Source organism: Rhizobacter sp. P5_A1 (assembly GCF_056400745.1).
Window position 1 is genome coordinate 71,876 of record NZ_JBFUKR010000008.1, and the last position, 18,063, is coordinate 89,938.

Here is an 18,063-nt window from a genome sequence, read left to right on the forward strand (position 1 = left end):
TGGGCGGCTTGGAGGGGGAGCGCAGTTCGAAACTGTCGGCCATGCGGATCATTATGCACAAGTTCGGTGACCCTCCTGACCGGCGTTCACCATGCAAAAGGCCGGCTGAAGCCGGCCTTTTTTCGCGAACACGGAGGCTTCAGCCCGCCTTCTTGATCGCCTTGACTTCCTTCAGCACTTCTTCGACGTGGCCAGCCACCTTGAGCCCGCGCCATTCGCCCTTCAGGACACCATGGCCGTCGATCAGGAAGGTACTGCGCTCGATGCCCTTGACCTTCTTGCCGTACATGATCTTGTTCTTGACGACGCCGAACATGTGGCAGAGCTTTTCTTCGGTGTCGGCGATCAGCTCGAACGGCAGCTCCAGGCTTTGCTTGAACTTGTCGTGCGAAGCCATGTTGTCGCGCGATACGCCGAACACGACCGCACCGGCCTTCACGAACTCCTTGTGGTGATCGCGGAACTGCATCGCCTCGGTGGTGCAACCGGGGGTGTTGTCCTTCGGGTAGAAATACAGAACGACGATCTTGCCGGCGAAAGCCTGGGGCGTGAACTTCACGCCACCGGTCGCGAGCGCTTCAAATTCCGGGAGGGGTTTGTTGAGGGCTGGCGTCATGGAGTATTCTGATTGGTTGCGCCGGGGCAGGCGTAGCCGTAGATTATAAGCGCTGCGGGCTGGCCCTCCGTCCCGCGTTCAGCCAGTGCCGGTGCCATCTGGCGCCGCTTCGAATAGCAGCGCCGCCAGCACCGATCGCCCCTCGGCGAGCAGCACGTTGTAGGTGCGGCAGGCGGCGGCGGTGTCCATCGTCTCGACGCCGATGCGCCGCCCGATCAGCGCCTTCAGCAGCGCCGGCCGAACGAAGCGCAGACGCGGGCCGCTGCCGAAGATGACGAGCTCGGGTTCGAACGCCGCGAGGACCTCGAAGTGCGCCTCGGTCAACGCATCGAAGCGGTCGACCTGCCACGGGCGCACCGAACCGGTCCACGGCACGATGACGCTCTCGCGGTACTCGGAGCCGTTGACGATCACGCCCTCGGGCCCGTGCCGGGCAATGGCGTTCTGCCCTTCGATTCGATCGGCTTGGAGTTTCATGCGGCTGGCGCCCATGGACGCAGGTGTTGCGGAGCTGCCCTTGCAGCCCGGTACGGGACATACCCTGTGGTTAAATTCTAGGTTCTCTGTGCGCAGCGACCCCTCAGGAGGCCTTTTGAAACCCATCGTCAAGTCGAGCAAGCTCGCCAACGTCGCCTACGACATCCGCGGGCCGGTGCTCGACAAGGCCCGCCAGATGGAGGAAGAGGGCCACAAGATCATCAAGCTGAACATCGGCAACGTCGCCGCGTTCGGCCTGGAGCCGCCCGACGAGATCGTGCAGGACATGATCCGCAACATGCCGCACACGGCCGGCTACACCGACAGCAAGGGCCTGTTCGCGCCGCGCAAGGCGGTCGTGCACTACACGCAGCAGAAGAACGTTCATGGCGTCACGATCGACGACGTGTACCTGGGCAACGGCGCCTCGGAGCTGATCGCGATGGGCATGAACGCGCTGCTCAACGACGGCGACGAGGTGCTGATCCCGTCGCCCGACTATCCGCTGTACACCGCGGTGGTCGGCCTGTCGGGCGGCACGCCGGTGCACTACCTGTGCGACGAGTCGACTGGCTGGATGCCCGACATCGAGCACATGAAGTCGCGCATCACGCCGCGCACCAAGGCTCTGGTCGTGATCAACCCCAACAACCCGACCGGTGCGCTGTACCCGGAGAGCGTGCTGCGCGAGATCGTCGAGGTCGCGCGCACGCACCAGCTGATCGTCTTCGCCGACGAGATCTACGACAAGACGCTGTACGACGGCAACGCGCACACCAGCATCTCATCGCTCGCCGACGACGTGCTGTTTGTCACCGTCAACGGCCTGTCGAAAAACTATCGCTCGTGCGGCTACCGTTCGGGCTGGATGGTGGTCTCGGGCGAGAAACGCCATGCGCGCGACTACATCGAGGGCCTGAACATGCTGGCCTCGCTGCGCCTGTGCGCGAACACGCCGGGGCAGCTCGCGATCCAGACCGCGCTCGGCGGTTACCAGAGCATCAACGACCTGGTCGCGCCGAGCGGGCGGCTGTGCCGCCAGCGCGACCTGGCCTACCAGCTGCTGAGCGAGATCCCCGGCGTCAGCGTCGTCAAGCCGAAGGCCGCGCTGTACATGTTCCCGAAGCTCGACCCGAAGATCTACCCGATCAAGGACGACCAGCAGTTCGCCTACGACCTGCTGTCGGAGCAGAAGGTGCTGATCGTGCAGGGCACCGGTTTCAACTGGGCCACGCCGGATCACTTCCGCATCGTGTTCCTGCCGAACTCGGACGACCTGACCGAGGCGATCGGCCGCATCGCGCGCTTTCTCGAGCACTATCGCAAACGCCACTCCCAGATCTGACGGCAGAGCTGACATGAAACCGATCCAAGTGGGCCTGATGGGCCTGGGCACCGTCGGCGGCGGCGTGTTCGAGGTGTTGCAGCGCAACCAGCAGGAGATCAAGCGCCGGGCCGGCCGCGGCATCGTGCTGACGATGGTGTCGCGCCGCAACGTGGCGGCCGCGCAGGCGCTCGTCGGCGATGCCGCGACGATCGTCGCCGATGCCCGCGAAATCATCGCGAACCCGCAGATCGACATCGTGATCGAGCTGATCGGCGGCTGCGGCATTGCGCGCGAGCTCGTGCTCGAGGCGATCGCGGCCGGCAAGCACGTCGTGACCGCGAACAAGGCCCTGCTCGCGGTGCACGGCACCGAGATCTTCGCCGCGGCGCGCGAGCGCGGCGTGATGGTCGCGTTCGAGGCCGCGGTGGCCGGCGGCATCCCGATCATCAAGGCCTTGCGCGAGGGGCTGACGGCGAACCGCATCGAATGGATCGCCGGCATCATCAACGGCACGACGAACTTCATCCTCTCGGAGATGCGCGCGAAGGGCCACGACTTCGACGTCGTGCTGAAGGAGGCGCAGCGCCTGGGCTACGCCGAATCCGATCCGACCTTCGACATCCAGGGCATCGACGCCGCGCACAAGGCGACGATCATGAGCGCGATCGCGTTCGGCATCCCGGTGCAGTTCGACAAGGCCTATGTCGAAGGCATCGCGACGCTGAATGCCGCCGACATCCGCTACGCCGAGCAGCTCGGCTACCGCATCAAGCTGCTCGGCATCACGAAGCGCCGCAGCCTGATGACATCCTCCGGCGCGGTCGAGGGCATCGAGCTGCGCGTGCACCCGACGCTGGTGCCGGCGAAGCGCCTGATCGCGAACGTCGAGGGCGCGATGAACGCGGTGATGGTGCAGGGCGACGCGGTCGGCAGCACCTTGCACTATGGCAAGGGCGCGGGCGCCGAGCCGACCGCCTCGGCGGTGATCGCCGACCTGGTCGACATCACGCGGCTGCACACCGCTGACCCCGACCACCGTGTGCCGCATCTCGCGTTCCAGCCGGGCTCGCTGCAGGACACGCGCATTCTCGCGATCGACGAGGTCGTGACCGCCTTCTACCTGCGGCTGCAGGTGGCCGACCAGGCCGGCGTGCTGGCGCGCATCACCGCGATCCTCGCGGAAAGCGACATCTCGATCGAGGCGCTGCTGCAGCGCCCGGGCGCCGGAGGCGCCTCCGACGAGGCGGGGGCCGAGAGCGAAGCCCAGACCGACGTCATCATCCTGACCCACGACACGGTCGAGGGCCGCATGAACGCGGCGATTGCGCAGATGCAGGCGCTGCCGACCGTGCTCGCGCCGATCGTGCGCATCCGCAAGGAAGAACTGTCGTGAAGTACATCAGCACGCGGGGCGAGCCGACAGAGCGGCGCTTCTGCGAGATCCTGCTCGAGGGACTCGCGCCCGATGGCGGGCTGTACCTGCCCGCGCACTACCCGCGCGTCGATGCCGCCACGCTGGCGCGCTGGCGCGGCCTCGCATACCACGAGCTCGCGTTCGAGATCCTCTCGCTGTACATCGACGACATCCCGGCCGCCGACCTGCGCGCGCTGGTTGCGAAGACCTACACCGCGCAGGTCTTCGGCACCGCGCAGATCGTCCCGTTGCGCGCACTCGAGCCCGGCCTGTACCTCGAAGCCCTGTCGAACGGCCCGACGCTGGCGTTCAAGGACATGGCGATGCAGCTGCTCGGCAACCTGTTCGAGTACGAGCTCGCGCGCCGCGACCAGGTGCTCAACATCCTCGGCGCGACCTCCGGCGACACCGGCAGCGCGGCCGAGTACGCGATGCGCGGCAAGCATGGCGTCAACGTCTTCATGCTCTCGCCGCAGGGCCGGATGAGCCCATTCCAGCAGGCGCAGATGTTCAGCCTGCAGGACGCGAACATCCACAACATCGCGATCGACGGCGTGTTCGACGATTGCCAGGACATCGTCAAGGCGGTCTCGAACGACCTCGAGTTCAAGCGTCGGCACCACATCGGCACCGTCAACTCGATCAACTGGGCGCGGCTGCTCGCGCAGGTCGTCTACTACTTCGCCGGGTACTTTCAGGCGACCCGGGCCGACGACGAGCAGGTGACCTTCGCGGTGCCCTCGGGCAACTTCGGCAACATCTGCGCCGGCCATGTCGCGCGGATGATGGGCCTGCCGATCCGCCAGCTCGTGCTCGCGACGAACGAGAACAACGTGCTCGACGAGTTCTTCCGCACCGGCACCTACCGCGTGCGCAGCAGCGCCGAGACGCACGAGACCTCGAGCCCGTCGATGGACATCTCGAAGGCCTCGAACTTCGAGCGCTTCGTGTTCGACCTGCTCGGCCGCGACTCGCAGCGCACGCGCGCGCTGTTCAAGACCGAGCTCGAACGCGCCGGCGCGTTCACGCTGACGCCGGACGAGCTCGCGCGCATCGCGGGCTATGGCTTTGTCTCGGGCAGCAGCACGCACGCCGACCGGCTCGCGACGATCCGCGACACGCACGCACGCTTCGCGACCATCATCGACACCCACACCGCGGACGGCCTGAAGGTCGCGCGCGAGCACCTGACGCAGGGCGTGCCCACGATCGTGCTCGAGACCGCGCTGCCGGCGAAGTTCGCCGAAACCATCGTCGAGGCGATCGGCCGCGAACCCGAGCGGCCCGCGGCGATGCAAGGCATCGAGGCGCTGCCGAAACGCTTCGAACGGATGCCGGCCGACGCCGCGCAGGTCAAGGCCTTCATCGCCGCCCGCGCCTGAGCCCCTCATGAAGCCCGAACGCGCGCCGCTGCTGACGCTGGACGAGGCGCTGGCGCGCCTGCTCGGCGCCGTCGCGCCACTGCCCGCGAGCACGCACGAAACGCTTTCGACCTTCGATGCGCTCGGCCGCGTGCTGCAGGCCGACCTGCGCTCGACGCTCGACGTCCCGCCGCAGGACAACAGCTCGATGGACGGCTACGCGCTGCGCGCCGCCGACGTGCCGGCGATCGGTGCGCTGTTGCCGGTCAGCCAGCGCATCCCCGCCGGGGTCGTCGGCGCAGCGCTGCAGCCCGGCACCGCCGCGCGCATCTTCACCGGTGCGCAGGTGCCGGTCGGCGCCGATGCGATCGTGATGCAGGAGCAGTGTGAGGCGATGGGTGAGGGCGTGCGCGTGAACGCTGTGCCGAGCGCCGGCGCGTGGATTCGGCGCCGCGGCGAGGACGTGCGCATCGGCGCCGTCGTGCTGCCTGCTGGCACGCGGCTGACGCCGCAGGCGCTCGGCCTGGCGGCCACGGTCGGTGCCGCGACGCTGCAGGTCGCGCGCCGGCCCCGCGTCGCACTGTTCTCGACCGGCGACGAACTCGCGATGCCCGGCGAGCCGCTGAAGGCCGGTGCGATCTACAACTCGAACCGCTTCACCTTGCGCGCCGCGCTCCAGGCGCTGGGCTGCGATTGCACCGACCTCGGCATCGTGCCCGACCGGCTGGACGCGACCCGCGAGGCGCTGCGCCGCGCCGCGCTGGAACACGACCTGATCGTCACCTCGGGCGGCGTGTCGGTCGGCGAAGAGGATCACCTGCGCCCTGCCGTGCAGGCCGAGGGCCGAATCGCGCTGTGGCAGATCGGGATCAAGCCGGGCAAGCCGCTCGCATTCGGCGCGGTGAATCGGCCCGATGGCAGCGCGGCGCACATCGTCGGCCTGCCGGGCAACCCGGTGTCGAGCTTCATCACCTTCCTGCTGCTGGTGCGACCGGTGCTGCTGCGGCTGCAGGGCGCGCTCGCGCTGGCGCCGCAGCGCGTGCCGATGCGGGCCGATTTCGATTGGCCGAAGCCGGACCGCCGGCGTGAGTTCCTGCGCGTGCGCCGCAACGACGACGGTGGACTCGACCTGTTCGCGAACCAGAGTTCGGGCGTGCTGACCTCGGTGGTCTGGGGCGACGGCGTCGTCGACACGCCCGCAGGCCAGCCGATCCGGCGCGGTGACAGCGTGCAGTTCCTGAGCTTCGCGGAGTGGCTGGTATGAAGCTCACGGTGCGCTACTTCGCGTCGATCCGCGAGGCGCTGGGCGCGAGCGAGGCGGTCGAGGTCGCCGAGGGCAGCAACGTCGGCGCGGTGCGCGATGCGCTGATCGCCCGCGGCGGCGCGCACGCCAGCGCGCTCGCGCGCGGCAAGGCCTTGCGCAGCGCCTTGAACCAGGTGCTGTGCGACGAGCAGGCGATCGTCGCCGAGGGTGCCGAGCTCGCGTTCTTCCCGCCGGTCACCGGGGGCTGAGGTGGCCCTGCCGCGCGTCACGATCCAGACCGCCGACTTCGACCTCGGCGCCGAGATTGCGACACTGCGCGCCTGCGATGCCGCCGTCGGCGCGGTCGCATCGTTCATCGGCACGGTGCGCGACCGCAACGATGGCCAGGGCGTCAGCGCGATGGAGCTCGAGCACTATCCCGGCATGACCGAGCGCGCGATCGAGGCGATGATCGACGAGGCGCTGCGCCGGTTCGACATCCTCGGTGCGCGCGTGATCCACCGCGTCGGGCTGCTGCAGCCGTGCGACCAGATCATGATGGTCGCGGTCACGTCGGCCCACCGCGGCCAGGCCTTCCAGGCCTGCGAGTTCCTGATGGACTATCTGAAGACGCAGGCGCCCTTCTGGAAGAAGGAGCAGACGCCCGAAGGCGCGCGCTGGGTCGATGCGCGCAGCAGCGACGATGCGGCGCTCGCGCGCTGGGGCATCGCATCGGACAACGTCGTCGCGACGGCGCCGCCGCACGGGTCGGTCGAGTGAGCGCCGCCTGGCTGGCGGCGCAGGTGCTCGCGGTCGCGGTCGGCGCCGCGATCGGTGCGCTCGCGCGCTGGCTCGCCGGGCTCTGGCTGAATGCGCAGTGGGCCGGTTTCCCGCTCGGCACGCTGTTCGTCAACTGCGTCGGCGGCCTGCTGATCGGCGTCGCGCTGGCGTGGTTCGAACGTTCGCCGAACGAGCTGATGCGCCTGCTGCTCGTGACCGGGTTCCTGGGTGGGTTGACGACCTTCTCGTCGTTCTCCGCCGAGTCGCTGGTGCTGCTGCACCGGGGTCACTTCGCGATGGCGCTGCTGCACAGCGGCGCGCACCTTCTGGGCTCGCTGGTCTGCGCAGCGCTCGGCTACTGGGTCCTCGACATCGCGCTTGACTGAGCGCAACGCGGGGCGCCGTGCCGGCTTGAAAATCGGCCCCTCTCCCTCATGTCCGACGCAATCGGAGGATCTTCCCCATGCGAATCGACAAGCTCACCAGCAAGTTCCAGGAGGCGCTCGCGGATGCCCAGAGCATCGCGGTCGCGAACGACAACCCGTACATCGAACCGGCCCATCTGCTCGCTGCAATGCTCGCGCAGACCGATGGCCCGAAGGCGCTGCTCGACCGCGCCGGCGCGAACAGCGCCGCGCTGAAGACCGCGCTCGACACGGCGATCAAGGGCCTGCCGCAGGTGCAGGGCAGCGGCCAGATCGTGCAGCCCGGCCGCGATCTCGCGGCGCTGCTGCAGACTGCCGAGAAGGAGGCAGGCAAGCGCGGCGACCAGTTCATCGCCAGCGAAATGTTCCTGCTCGCACTCGCCGATGCGAAGACCGACCTCGGCGGCATCGCCCGCGGGCACGGCCTGACGCGCAAGGCGCTCGAGGCGGCGATCGAAGCGGTGCGCGGCGGCCAGAAGGTCGACAGCGCCGAGGCCGAGGGCCAGCGCGAGGCGCTGAAGAAGTACACGCTCGACCTGACCGAGCGTGCGCGCCTGGGCAAGCTCGATCCGGTGATCGGGCGCGACGACGAGATCCGCCGCGCGATCCAGGTCCTGCAGCGCCGCACCAAGAACAACCCGGTGCTGATCGGCGAGCCGGGCGTCGGCAAGACCGCGATCGTCGAAGGCCTGGCGCAGCGCATCGTCGCCGGCGAGGTGCCCGATTCGTTGCGCAACAAGCGCGTGCTGGTGCTCGACATGGCGCTGCTGCTCGCCGGCGCGAAGTTTCGCGGCGAGTTCGAGGAGCGCCTGAAGGGCGTGCTGAAGGAAGTCGCCGCCGACGAAGGCCAGACGATCGTCTTCATCGACGAGATCCACACGATGGTCGGCGCCGGCAAGGCGGAGGGCGCGATCGACGCCGGCAACATGCTCAAGCCGGCGCTGGCGCGCGGCGAGCTGCATTGCATCGGCGCGACCACGCTCGACGAATACCGCAAGTACATCGAGAAGGATGCAGCGCTCGAGCGGCGCTTCCAGAAGATCCTCGTCGGCGAGCCGACCGTGGAGGCAACGATCGCGATCCTGCGTGGCCTGCAGCAGAAGTACGAGGTGCACCACGGTGTCGAGATCACCGACCCGGCGATCGTCGCCGCGGCCGAGCTGAGCCACCGCTACATCACCGATCGCTTCCTGCCCGACAAGGCGATCGACCTGATCGACGAGGCGGCCTCGAAGGTGCGGATCGAGATCGACTCGAAACCCGAGGCGATGGACAAGCTCGACCGCCGCCTGATCCAGCTGCAGATCGAACGCGCAGCCGTGACGCGCGAGAAGGACGAAGCCTCGCAGCGCCGCCTCGGCCTGATCGAGGAGGAGATCGGGCGGGTGCAGCGCGAAGCCGCCGATCTCGACGAGATCTGGAAGGCCGAGAAGGCCGCCGCCCAGGGCTCGGCGCAGCTGATGGAAGAGATCGACCGCGTCAGGTTCCAGATCGAGGAGTGGAAGCGCAAGGGCGACTTCAACAAGGTCGCCGAGCTGCAATACGGCCAGCTGCCGACGCTCGAGAAGACCCTGAAGGAGGCGCAGGCCAAGGAGGCGAAGAAGGGCGCGAAGGGCGCCAACAAGGGCAAGCCGCAGCTGCTGCGCACGACCGTCGGCGCCGAGGAGATCGCCGAGGTCGTCGCGCGCGCGACCGGCATCCCGGTCTCCAAGCTGATGCAGGGCGACCGCGAGAAGCTGCTGCAGATGGAAGCCAGGCTGCACGACCGCGTGGTCGGGCAGGACGAAGCGATCACCGCGGTGGCCGATGCGATCCGCCGCTCGCGCTCGGGGCTGTCGGATCCGAACCGGCCGACCGGCTCGTTCCTGTTCCTGGGCCCGACCGGCGTCGGCAAGACCGAGCTGTGCAAGGCGCTCGCCGGCTTCCTGTTCGACAGCGAGGATCACCTGATCCGCCTCGACATGAGCGAGTTCATGGAGAAGCATTCGGTTGCGCGGCTGATCGGCGCGCCGCCGGGTTACGTGGGCTACGACGAGGGCGGCTACCTGACCGAGGCGGTGCGGCGCAAGCCCTACAGCGTGCTGCTGCTCGACGAGGTCGAGAAGGCGCACCCGGATGTCTTCAACGTGCTGCTGCAGGTGCTCGACGATGGTCGCCTGACCGACGGCCAGGGCCGCACGGTCGACTTCAAGAACACCGTGATCGTGATGACCAGCAACCTCGGCTCGCACCAGATCATGCAGATGGTCGGACAACCGAGCGAGGCGATTCGCGACGCCGTGTGGGTCGAGGTCAAGGCGCATTTCCGTCCCGAGTTCCTGAACCGGATCGACGAGGCCGTCGTGTTCCACGCGCTCGACGCGAAGAACATCGAGGCGATCGCGAAGATCCAGCTGAAGGTGCTGGAGGTGCGGCTCGAGAAGATGGAGATGAAGCTCGAAGTCTCGACGCGCGCATTGACCGAGCTCGCGAAGGCCGGCTTCGATCCGGTGTTCGGCGCGCGGCCGCTGAAGCGCGAGATCCAGCGGCGCATCGAGAACCCGGTCGCGAAGCTGATTCTCGAAGGCCGCTTCGGTCCGAAGGACGTGATCCCGGTCGAGTTCGTGAACGGCGAGTTCGCGTTCGAGCGCGTCGTGCACTGACCCGGCCGCGCCGCCGGGCTTACGGCTGCGCGGTGGGCGGCGGCGCGCTCTCGAACAGCGCGTCGGCGCGCTGCACCTGCAGGCGCGCGAGCGTCAGGTTCGCGTGCGTCTTGTCGAGCGCGGCGTGCAACGCCAGGCCCGGATGGCCGGGCACGGCGCGCAACAGCAGGTGGTGCGAGCCGAGCGTGATCGCGGCCTCGGGGAGCGTGTGGCCCAGCCCCATGCTGCGGCTGCTCGCGCCCATCGCGGCGAGCAGCGCCTTGCCGTGCAGCGCCAGGTCGGCGGCACCGGGGCTGGCACCGGCGTGCGTCACCTCCAGTCCGCTGGCGGCGTCGAAGATGCAGCAGCTGACCATGCCGGGCAGCTCGCTGAGCTGCTGCACGTAGCGGTCGAGCAGGCTCTTCGGTGCCACGGCGCGCACGGCTGTCGGCAGCGCCGGCATCGGGCGCATCGCCAGGCGATCCGGCCCGCGGCGCTCGCCGACAGCGCTGAGGTCGGCAGCAGCGCCGGCCTTCGGCGCGGTCGCCGGGTTTTCGGTCGCGACGGCGAGCGGCGGCAGGCGGCGCCCGTCCGGCTGTGCCGCCTCGCGCAGGCGGTTCCAGGTGCCGTTGATGAAGCCCCAGGCGTCGGCCGGGCGTGTCACCTGCGGCGTCGTGCGCACGTTCACGCCGGTGCCGCGCGTCATCTCCATCCCTTGCGAGACGAGCGTGCTGCCGGAGGCAAGGGGCAGCAGCAGCATCTGCCGGTTCGGCCACGGGCCATTGACGATGAACTCGTGAAACGGCTTCAGCGCCGACGCGATCGCATGGCCGGGCAACTCGCCGACCATCATCACGCCGAGGCGGCTGAAGGCCAGCAGCATGCGCGCGAGGCTGTGCCGCGCCGCGGTGTCGGCGTCGACCTCGGTCGAGTACATGCGCAGGCTGCTGCCGTCGGCAGTGGGCAGTTCGACGAACTCGAGTGTCGCGAGCGCGGTGCCGCCGCCCTGGCGACGGATCACGAGCTTCTGCACCGCACGCCCGCTGGCCGCCGCGATGCCGACCAGCAGCTTGCGCGACGAGGCGGTCGCGATGTCGTGGACCGCGATGAACTCGGGCTGCAGGTATTCGAACTGCTGCTGCATCGCCAGATCGGGTGCGCACGAAACGAACAGCTCGCGCTCGTCGACGCTGGTCTGGCGGCCGATGTCCTGCTGCTTCTCGGACGCGAGGTAGTCGTTCTCGTCGGTCAGGAACTGCGTCGCCAGCGAGGTCTGCGCGCGCGTCGACTGCCAGGCGTCGGGTGCGTTGCCGCCGGCGGGCGGCGGCGAACCGTTGCGGGAGCGGGTCATGGTGTCAGGTTCCGTGCCGGCCGGAGGCCGAAGTTGGGCGCGCTCGGGCGCGCGGATTGCACAATAACCCATGTTTCAAATCGTCTCGGCGACAAATCCGGCTGCAAGGGCTCGCCGGATGCGTCGTCTTGCCGCATGGCGATGAGCGAGACGCGCAGCGCCGACACCGGCGCCTTCAAGCACCGGCTTGACCGAATCTACCTGCGCTACACCGCCGGCTTCGTCGCGTTCGTCGGGCTGCTCGCCGTGCTCGAGCAGGTCGGCTTGCCGCGGCGCTGGATCGGCGTGACCTTCCTGCTCGCGACGGTCGGCCTGTACGCGGCGATCGGCATCATCAGCCGCACCACCGACGCGAACGAGTACTACGTCGCCGGGCGCCGCGTGCCGGCGATGTACAACGGCATGGCCACCGCCGCCGACTGGATGTCGGCCGCGTCGTTCATCGGCCTGGCCGGCACGCTGTACCTGCAGGGCTACGGCGGCCTCGCGTACGTGATGGGTTGGACCGGCGGCTTCGTGCTGGTCGCCGTGCTGCTCGCGCCGTACCTGCGCCGCTTCGGTCAGTACACGATTCCCGACTTCCTCGCGGCGCGCTACGGCGGACGCCTGCCGCGCCTGATCGGGCTGCTCGCGGCGATCCTGTGCTCGTTCGTCTACCTGGTCGCGCAGATCTACGGCGTCGGGCTGATCACGACGCAGCTGACCGGCGTCGACTTCGTGCTCGGCATCTTTCTCGGCCTCGGCGGTGTGCTGGTGTGCTCGTTCCTCGGCGGCATGCGCGCGGTGACCTGGACCCAGGTCGCGCAGTACATCATCCTCGTCATTGCCTACCTGATTCCGGTCGTGTGGCTGTCGGTCGAGCAAACCGGCGTGCCGGTGCCGCAGCTGATCGTCGGCCAGCAGCTGACGAAGGTCAGCGAACGCGAGCAGCAGCTCCTGCGCGACCCGAAGGAGCTCGAGGTGCGCGCGCTCTTCAAGGCGCGCGCCGACGAGATCGGCGCAAAGCTCCGCGACGTGCCCGCCGCGCTGGTCGCCGATCGCGCCGAGGCGCAGCGCCGCAGCCGCGAGCTGAAGGCGGCGAATGCGCCGCTGCGCGAGATCCAGTTGGCCGACAAGGCCCTCGCGACCCAGCCGAAGTCCGAGGCGCTCGCGCGCGAAGCCTGGACACGCGAGCGGGCGCTCGACGAAGCGCGCGCCCTGCCGCTGGCGGGCATGCCGCTGCACGCACAGCAGTTCGCGGGCGACCCGAACGGGGATGCGGCGGCGCGCAAGACCTTCGACGATTCGCGCCGCAACTTCATCGCGCTGGTGTTCTGCCTGATGGTGGGAACCGCGGCGCTGCCGCACATCCTGATGCGCAGCTACACGACGCCGTCGGTGAAGGCCGCGCGCGAGTCGGTCGCGTGGTCGCTGTTCTTCATCCTGCTGCTGTACCTGACCGCGCCGGCGCTCGCGGTGCTGGTCAAGTACGAGGTCTTCAACGGCCTCGTCGGCCTGCCGTTCGACCGGCTGCCGGGCTGGATCGCCGGCTGGACCCGCATCGACCCGGCGCTGGTGTCGGTGACCGACATCAACCACGACGGCATCGTGCAGCTCGGCGAGATCCGCATCGGCAGCGACCTGATCGTGCTCGCAACACCGGCGATCGCGGGCCTGCCGTACGTGGTCACCGGGATGGTCGCGGCAGGCGGCCTGGCCGCGGCGCTGTCGACGGCCGATGGCCTGCTGCTGACGATCAGCAATGCCCTGTCGCACGACCTGTACTACCGGCTGCTCGGACCGGAATCGTCGGGCGCGCGGCGCGTCACGGTCTCGAAGGTGCTGCTGCTGGTCGCCGCGCTCGCGGCCGCGGCGGTCGCCGCGCAGCGGCCAGCGGACATCCTGTTTCTCGTCACGGCGGCGTTCTCGATCGCGGCGTCGGCGTTCTTCCCGGCGCTGGTGCTCGGCATCTTCTGGAGCCGCGCGAACGGGTGGGGTGCGCTGTGCGGCATGGCCGGCGGCCTCGGGCTGACGCTGTACTACCTGATCCGCAATGAATCCTGGCTGCGCGGGCTGTTCGGCGTCACGGCGCCGATCGAGCTGTGGGGCGGCATCCTGCCGGTCTCGGCCGGCGTGTTCGGCGTGCCGCTCGGCTTCGCGGCCTGCGTACTGGTCAGCCTGCTGACCCCGGCACCGAGCGCCGAAGCGCGCGCGTTTGCGCGCAGCCTGCGCTACCCGCGCCCCGGCTGAGCCGACGCTTTGCCGAAAGGCTGGACGCGGGCTATAATCGTCGGCTCGCCTTGCCACACCCGGGTCTGACGCTTCGGGGTGGCTCAACAGTCTCGAGCCTCGTTCTGAATCGAAACCGCGTCGAAACCACCGTCGAAGCGCGGAATCGACAACGGACGCAAGCCGAGCGAACCACAAGGAGTTTCAATGCGTCATTATGAAATCGTGCTGCTGATCCACCCGGATCAAAGCGAGCAGGTTCCGGCCATGCTGGAACGTTACAAGGGTGTCGTCACCGCCGGCGGCGGCAAGGTGCACCGGGTCGAAGACTGGGGTCGTCGTCAGATGGCCTACATGATCCAGAAGCTCGCGAAGACCCACTACCTGTGCCTGAACATCGAGTGCAGCAAGGAAGTGCTGGCCGAACTCGAGACCGGCTTCCGCTTCAACGACGCCGTCATTCGGCACCTCACGGTGCTGCAGGACGAAGCCGTGACCGGGCCGTCGGTGATGATGAAGATGGTCGAGCGCGAAGACTCGCGCAAGTCATCGCCGCCGCCGGAGCGTGGCGACCGCGGTGATCGTCCGGAACGTCAAGAGCGCCAGGAGCGTCCGCCGCAGGAAGCCTCGGCCTGAAAGGCCTTGGCTGACAGCACACACGGGTCGTTGCCTTCACCCCGCGCCGAATGAACCGCCTGGTTCTGACCGCGCAACTGGTGGAGCGAGGCGCGTTGCGATACACCCCCGCCGGTTTGCCGGCCCTCGATTTGAGCCTGAAGCACGAATCGGAGGTCACGCAAGACGGCAAGCCCCGCAAGGTCTGGTTTGACATCAGGGCTCGCGCGATCGGGGAGATCACAACGCGTGTCGAGCGGCTGGAATTGGGAGGCACTCACGGCTTTGCCGGCTTCCTGGGTTCGCAGCGCAACGGCCGAGGTGTCGTGTTCCATGTAACCGAGCTGGATTGAGGTCACGCTGACCCGATCGGCTCACTGTTCGAATCAATGAGGTGTCAATATGCCCCCGCCACGTGGTAAAGGTCGGTTCTCGAAGGACCGCAAACCCAAACGCAATACCCAGTCGCTGCTGTTCCGTCGCAAGCGCTTCTGCCGCTTCACGGTCACCGGCGTCAAGCAGATCGACTACAAAGACATCGACACGCTGCGCGACTTCATCGGCGAGAACGGCAAGATCACGCCGGCTCGCCTGACCGGCACGCGTGCGTTCTTCCAGCGCCAGTTGACGACGTGCATCAAGCGCGCGCGTTTCCTCGCGATGCTGCCGTACAGCGACCAGCACAAGGTCTGAGGAGCACCGACATGCAAATCATCCTGCTGGAAAAAGTCGCCAACCTCGGCAACCTCGGCGATGTCGTCAAGGTCAAGGACGGCTACGCCCGCAACTTCCTGATCCCGCAACGCTCGGCCCGCCGCGCCACCGAAGCGGCGATCAAGGAGTTCGAAGTCAAGCGCGCCGAACTCGAGAAGGCCGCCGCCGACAAGCTCGCCGCCGCTACCGCGATGGGCGAGAAGATGAGCGGCCGCACCGTGCACATCACGCAAAAGGCGGGTGTGGACGGCCGGCTGTTCGGCTCGGTCACGAACGCCGACATCGCCGATGCGCTGACGCGCATCGACTTCAAGGTCGTGAAGTCGCAGGTCCGCCTGCCGAACGGCCCGCTGAAGACGGTCGGCGAGCACACGGTCAGCGTGTCGCCGCACACCGATGTCGTCGTCGAAGTCAAGGTGGTCGTGCTCGGCGAAACGGATTGAGTCTTCGACTCGAGACGAAGGCGGGGCCGTGAACGGCTTCGCCTGGGAACGAGAAACGGGGTCGGCTGTGCCGACCCCTTCTTTTTTCCGTTTCACTTATCCACCGCTGTCCCCTGAATTTCCACAGGGTTGCGCACAGCCGCGCCAATGATGCGGCCCTATGATCCCCGCGATGTCGACCTTCCTGCCCGTTGAACCCTCGCGTCAAGATGACGAGGTCTCGAAACTGCGCATCCCGCCGCACTCGGTCGAAGCCGAACAGAGCGTGCTCGGCGGCCTGCTGCTCGACAACAGCGCCTGGGACCGCGCCGGCGACCTGCTCACCGACAGCGACTTCTACCGCTTCGAGCACCGCCTGATCTACGCGGCGATCGGCGGCCTGATCAGCGCGACCAAGCCGGCCGACGTCATCACCGTGTTCGAGCAGCTGCAGAGCCTGGGCAAGGCCGACGACTGCGGTGGCCTGGTCTACCTCAACGCGCTGGCGCAGAGCGTGCCGAGCGCGGCCAACATGCGGCGCTACGCCGAGATCGTGCGCGAGCGTGCAGTGCTGCGCAAGCTCGTCGCGGCCAGCGACGAGATCGCGACCAGCGCTTTCAACCCGCAAGGCCGCAACGTCTCCGAGATCCTCGACGAGGCCGAAGGCAAGATCTTCCGCATCGGCGAAGAAGGCTCGAAATCGCAGCAAGGTTTCCAGAGCATGGACACGCTCGTCGTGCAGCTGCTCGACCGCGTCACCGAGCTGCACGAGAACGGCGCCGAGGACGTGACCGGCGTGCGCACCGGCTACTTCGACCTCGACCGCATGACCTCGGGCTTCCAGCCGGGCGACCTGATCGTGCTCGCGGCGCGGCCGTCGATGGGCAAGACCGCGTTCGCGCTGAACATCGCCGAGCATGTCGCGGTCAGCGAAGGGCTGCCGGTCGTGGTGTTCTCGATGGAAATGGGCGCCGCGCAGCTCGCGTTGCGCCTGGTCGGCTCGCTCGGCCGCATCGACCAGAGCAACCTGCGCACCGGCCGGCTGAAGGACGACGAATGGGGCCGCCTGTCGGAGGCGGTCGAGAAGCTCGGCAGCGTCAGCATGTTCATCGACGAGAGCTCGGCGCTGACCCCGACCGAGGTGCGCGCGCGCGCCCGGCGCCAGGCGCGCCAGTGCGGCCAGCTCGGCATGATCGTTGTCGACTACCTGCAGCTGATGAGCGGCAGCGGCGGCACCAGCGACGAGAACCGCGCCACCGTGATCGGCGAGATCTCGCGCGGCCTGAAGTCGCTCGCGAAAGAGCTGAAGTGCCCGGTGATCGCACTGTCGCAGCTGAACCGCAGCGTCGAGACGCGCACCGACAAGCGCCCGATGATGAGCGACCTGCGCGAGTCCGGCGCGATCGAGCAGGATGCTGACGTGATCATGTTCATCTACCGCGACGACTACTACAACAAGGAAGCCAGCAAGGAGCCCGGCATTGCCGAGATCATCATCGGCAAGCAGCGCAACGGCCCGACCGGCACGGTCAAGCTGTTCTTCAACAAGCCGCTGACCAAGTTCGACAACCTGGCGCCGGGAAGCGCAGGCAGCTCGGACTACTGATGACTCACGGCAGGGCCGTGGCGACGATGCTCGTCGTCACGCTGATGTGGAGCATCGCCGGCGTCGTGACGCGCCACCTCGAGGCGGCACGCAGCTTCGAGGTCACGTTCTGGCGCAGCGCGTTCACGGTGCTCGCGCTGGCGGTCTTGCTGCCGGCGATCCGGGGCCGCGCGACGCTGGTGCGCTCGCTGCGCGACGGCGGGCGCACGCTGTGGCTCTCGAGCGCCTGCTGGTGCGTGATGTTCACCGCGTTCATGGTCGCGATCACGCTGACGACGGTCGCCAACGTGCTCGTGACGATGGCCAGCGCGCCGCTGCTGACCGCGCTGATCTCGCGCGTCTTCCTCGGCGATCGGCTCGCGCCCCGCACCTGGGCCGCGATCGTCGTCGCCGGCATCGGGATCGTGTGGATGTATGCGAACGAGGTCAGCGGCGCCGATGCACAACACCTGCTCGGCACGGTGGTCGCGCTGGCGGTGCCGGTCGCCGCGGCGATCAATTGGGTCGCGATCCAGCACACGCGCAGCCGCGCCGACGTCGACCTGCTGCCGGCCGTGCTGATCGGTGCGGCGCTGTCGGCGCTGCTGACGCTGCCGTTCGCCATGCCGTTCGCGGCCTCGCCGCATGACCTCGGACTGCTCGCGCTGCTAGGCGTCGCGCAGTTGTCGATCCCGTGCCTGATGTCGGTCGCGGCGGCGCGCCACCTGAGCGCGCCGGAGGCGTCGCTGCTAGCGCTGCTCGAGGTGATCTTCGGTGTCGCGTGGGCCTGGCTCGGCGCGGGCGAAGCGCCGGCGATCCATGTGCTGGGCGGCGGCTCGCTGGTGCTGACCGCGCTCGCGGCAAACGAAGCCGTCGCGTTGCGGCAGGCGGCGCGCTGACCGGG

General features: G+C 68.2%; 18 protein-coding genes. 15 read left to right on the forward strand and 3 right to left on the reverse strand.

Annotated elements, in window-relative coordinates; all coding sequences use genetic code 11:
• Nucleotides 1-139: 139 nt before the first annotated feature.
• Nucleotides 140-616 (reverse strand): peroxiredoxin, encoded by a 477-nt coding sequence (locus AC1DTW_RS11035; protein ID WP_477981134.1) that lies wholly within the window; start codon nt 614-616, stop codon nt 140-142.
• A 78-nt stretch (nt 617-694) separates the two neighbouring features.
• Nucleotides 695-1,093, reverse strand: a complete 399-nt coding sequence (locus AC1DTW_RS11040; protein ID WP_477981135.1) for an Mth938-like domain-containing protein — start codon at nt 1,091-1,093, stop codon at nt 695-697.
• 115 nt (nt 1,094-1,208) lie between these two features.
• Here AC1DTW_RS11040 and AC1DTW_RS11045 point away from each other — a divergent pair, with 115 nt between their 5' ends.
• From AC1DTW_RS11045 to clpB, 8 genes are all read left to right on the forward strand, one after another.
• Nucleotides 1,209-2,438, forward strand: coding sequence for a pyridoxal phosphate-dependent aminotransferase (locus AC1DTW_RS11045; protein ID WP_477981136.1), 1,230 nt, complete (start codon nt 1,209-1,211; stop codon nt 2,436-2,438).
• A 13-nt stretch (nt 2,439-2,451) separates the two neighbouring features.
• On the forward strand, nt 2,452-3,813 hold the full coding sequence (locus tag AC1DTW_RS11050) for a homoserine dehydrogenase (RefSeq protein ID WP_477981137.1): 1,362 nt from the start codon (nt 2,452-2,454) through the stop codon (nt 3,811-3,813).
• Entirely contained in the window at nt 3,810-5,216 is a 1,407-nt protein-coding gene (gene thrC / locus AC1DTW_RS11055; protein ID WP_477981138.1) for a threonine synthase, read from the forward strand. Before AC1DTW_RS11050 ends, thrC begins: the two co-directional genes overlap by 4 nt.
• A 7-nt stretch (nt 5,217-5,223) precedes the next feature.
• Nucleotides 5,224-6,459, forward strand: a complete 1,236-nt coding sequence (locus AC1DTW_RS11060) for a molybdopterin molybdotransferase MoeA (RefSeq protein WP_477981139.1) — start codon at nt 5,224-5,226, stop codon at nt 6,457-6,459.
• Nucleotides 6,456-6,707, forward strand: coding sequence for a MoaD/ThiS family protein (locus tag AC1DTW_RS11065; protein ID WP_477981140.1), 252 nt, complete (start codon nt 6,456-6,458; stop codon nt 6,705-6,707). The genes AC1DTW_RS11060 and AC1DTW_RS11065 overlap by 4 nt, the downstream gene beginning before the upstream one ends.
• A gap of 1 nt (nt 6,708) precedes the next feature.
• On the forward strand, nt 6,709-7,218 hold the full coding sequence (moaE, locus tag AC1DTW_RS11070; RefSeq protein ID WP_477981141.1) for a molybdopterin synthase catalytic subunit MoaE: 510 nt from the start codon (nt 6,709-6,711) through the stop codon (nt 7,216-7,218).
• Complete coding sequence (gene crcB, locus AC1DTW_RS11075) at nt 7,215-7,604, forward strand: fluoride efflux transporter CrcB (protein WP_477981142.1); 390 nt, start codon at nt 7,215-7,217, stop codon at nt 7,602-7,604. Before moaE ends, crcB begins: the two co-directional genes overlap by 4 nt.
• Before the next feature lie 77 nt (nt 7,605-7,681).
• Entirely contained in the window at nt 7,682-10,285 is a 2,604-nt protein-coding gene (gene clpB / locus AC1DTW_RS11080) for an ATP-dependent chaperone ClpB (protein ID WP_477981143.1), read from the forward strand.
• Nucleotides 10,286-10,304: 19 nt separating this feature from the next.
• Here the strand turns inward: clpB and AC1DTW_RS11085 are convergent, their stop codons facing one another.
• A complete protein-coding gene (locus AC1DTW_RS11085) occupies nt 10,305-11,615 on the reverse strand; it encodes a hypothetical protein (RefSeq protein ID WP_477981144.1) in 1,311 nt (436 codons plus the stop codon).
• Nucleotides 11,616-11,750: 135 nt separating this feature from the next.
• Between AC1DTW_RS11085 and AC1DTW_RS11090 the strand changes: the two genes are divergently transcribed.
• From AC1DTW_RS11090 to AC1DTW_RS11120, 7 genes are all read left to right on the forward strand, one after another.
• Nucleotides 11,751-13,844, forward strand: coding sequence for a VC_2705 family sodium/solute symporter (locus AC1DTW_RS11090; RefSeq protein ID WP_477981145.1), 2,094 nt, complete (start codon nt 11,751-11,753; stop codon nt 13,842-13,844).
• Between the two features lie 186 nt (nt 13,845-14,030).
• Nucleotides 14,031-14,459, forward strand: a complete 429-nt coding sequence (gene rpsF, locus AC1DTW_RS11095) for a 30S ribosomal protein S6 (RefSeq protein WP_477981146.1) — start codon at nt 14,031-14,033, stop codon at nt 14,457-14,459.
• 50 nt (nt 14,460-14,509) lie between these two features.
• Nucleotides 14,510-14,791, forward strand: a complete 282-nt coding sequence (gene priB, locus AC1DTW_RS11100) for a primosomal replication protein N (protein ID WP_477981147.1) — start codon at nt 14,510-14,512, stop codon at nt 14,789-14,791.
• Nucleotides 14,792-14,840: 49 nt separating this feature from the next.
• Nucleotides 14,841-15,131 (forward strand): 30S ribosomal protein S18, encoded by a 291-nt coding sequence (rpsR, locus tag AC1DTW_RS11105; protein ID WP_056469785.1) that lies wholly within the window; start codon nt 14,841-14,843, stop codon nt 15,129-15,131.
• 11 nt (nt 15,132-15,142) lie between these two features.
• Nucleotides 15,143-15,595, forward strand: a complete 453-nt coding sequence (gene rplI, locus AC1DTW_RS11110; RefSeq protein WP_477981148.1) for a 50S ribosomal protein L9 — start codon at nt 15,143-15,145, stop codon at nt 15,593-15,595.
• A gap of 172 nt (nt 15,596-15,767) precedes the next feature.
• On the forward strand, nt 15,768-17,180 hold the full coding sequence (gene dnaB / locus AC1DTW_RS11115; RefSeq protein WP_477981149.1) for a replicative DNA helicase: 1,413 nt from the start codon (nt 15,768-15,770) through the stop codon (nt 17,178-17,180).
• Nucleotides 17,180-18,058 carry a DMT family transporter gene (locus AC1DTW_RS11120; protein ID WP_477981150.1) on the forward strand — a complete coding sequence of 293 codons (879 nt, stop codon included), beginning with the start codon at nt 17,180-17,182 and terminating at the stop codon, nt 18,056-18,058. The genes dnaB and AC1DTW_RS11120 overlap by 1 nt, the downstream gene beginning before the upstream one ends.
• Nucleotides 18,059-18,063: the final 5 nt, after the last annotated feature.

Bases quoted from the DNA above. Each gene is read 5' to 3' on its own strand.
- AC1DTW_RS11065 (WP_477981140.1), top strand. From the start codon at position 6,456: ATGAAGCTCACGGTGCGCTACTTCGCGTCGATCCGCGAGGCGCTGGGC.
- AC1DTW_RS11035 (WP_477981134.1), bottom strand. From the start codon at position 616: ATGACGCCAGCCCTCAACAAACCCCTCCCGGAATTTGAAGCGCTCGCG.
- AC1DTW_RS11040 (WP_477981135.1), bottom strand. From the start codon at position 1,093: ATGAAACTCCAAGCCGATCGAATCGAAGGGCAGAACGCCATTGCCCGG.
- AC1DTW_RS11085 (WP_477981144.1), bottom strand. From the start codon at position 11,615: ATGACCCGCTCCCGCAACGGTTCGCCGCCGCCCGCCGGCGGCAACGCA.
- AC1DTW_RS11060 (WP_477981139.1), top strand. From the start codon at position 5,224: ATGAAGCCCGAACGCGCGCCGCTGCTGACGCTGGACGAGGCGCTGGCG.
- dnaB (WP_477981149.1), top strand. From the start codon at position 15,768: ATGTCGACCTTCCTGCCCGTTGAACCCTCGCGTCAAGATGACGAGGTC.
- rpsF (WP_477981146.1), top strand. From the start codon at position 14,031: ATGCGTCATTATGAAATCGTGCTGCTGATCCACCCGGATCAAAGCGAG.
- AC1DTW_RS11120 (WP_477981150.1), top strand. From the start codon at position 17,180: ATGACTCACGGCAGGGCCGTGGCGACGATGCTCGTCGTCACGCTGATG.
- clpB (WP_477981143.1), top strand. From the start codon at position 7,682: ATGCGAATCGACAAGCTCACCAGCAAGTTCCAGGAGGCGCTCGCGGAT.
- AC1DTW_RS11090 (WP_477981145.1), top strand. From the start codon at position 11,751: ATGGCGATGAGCGAGACGCGCAGCGCCGACACCGGCGCCTTCAAGCAC.
- AC1DTW_RS11050 (WP_477981137.1), top strand. From the start codon at position 2,452: ATGAAACCGATCCAAGTGGGCCTGATGGGCCTGGGCACCGTCGGCGGC.
- priB (WP_477981147.1), top strand. From the start codon at position 14,510: ATGAACCGCCTGGTTCTGACCGCGCAACTGGTGGAGCGAGGCGCGTTG.
- rpsR (WP_056469785.1), top strand. From the start codon at position 14,841: ATGCCCCCGCCACGTGGTAAAGGTCGGTTCTCGAAGGACCGCAAACCC.
- rplI (WP_477981148.1), top strand. From the start codon at position 15,143: ATGCAAATCATCCTGCTGGAAAAAGTCGCCAACCTCGGCAACCTCGGC.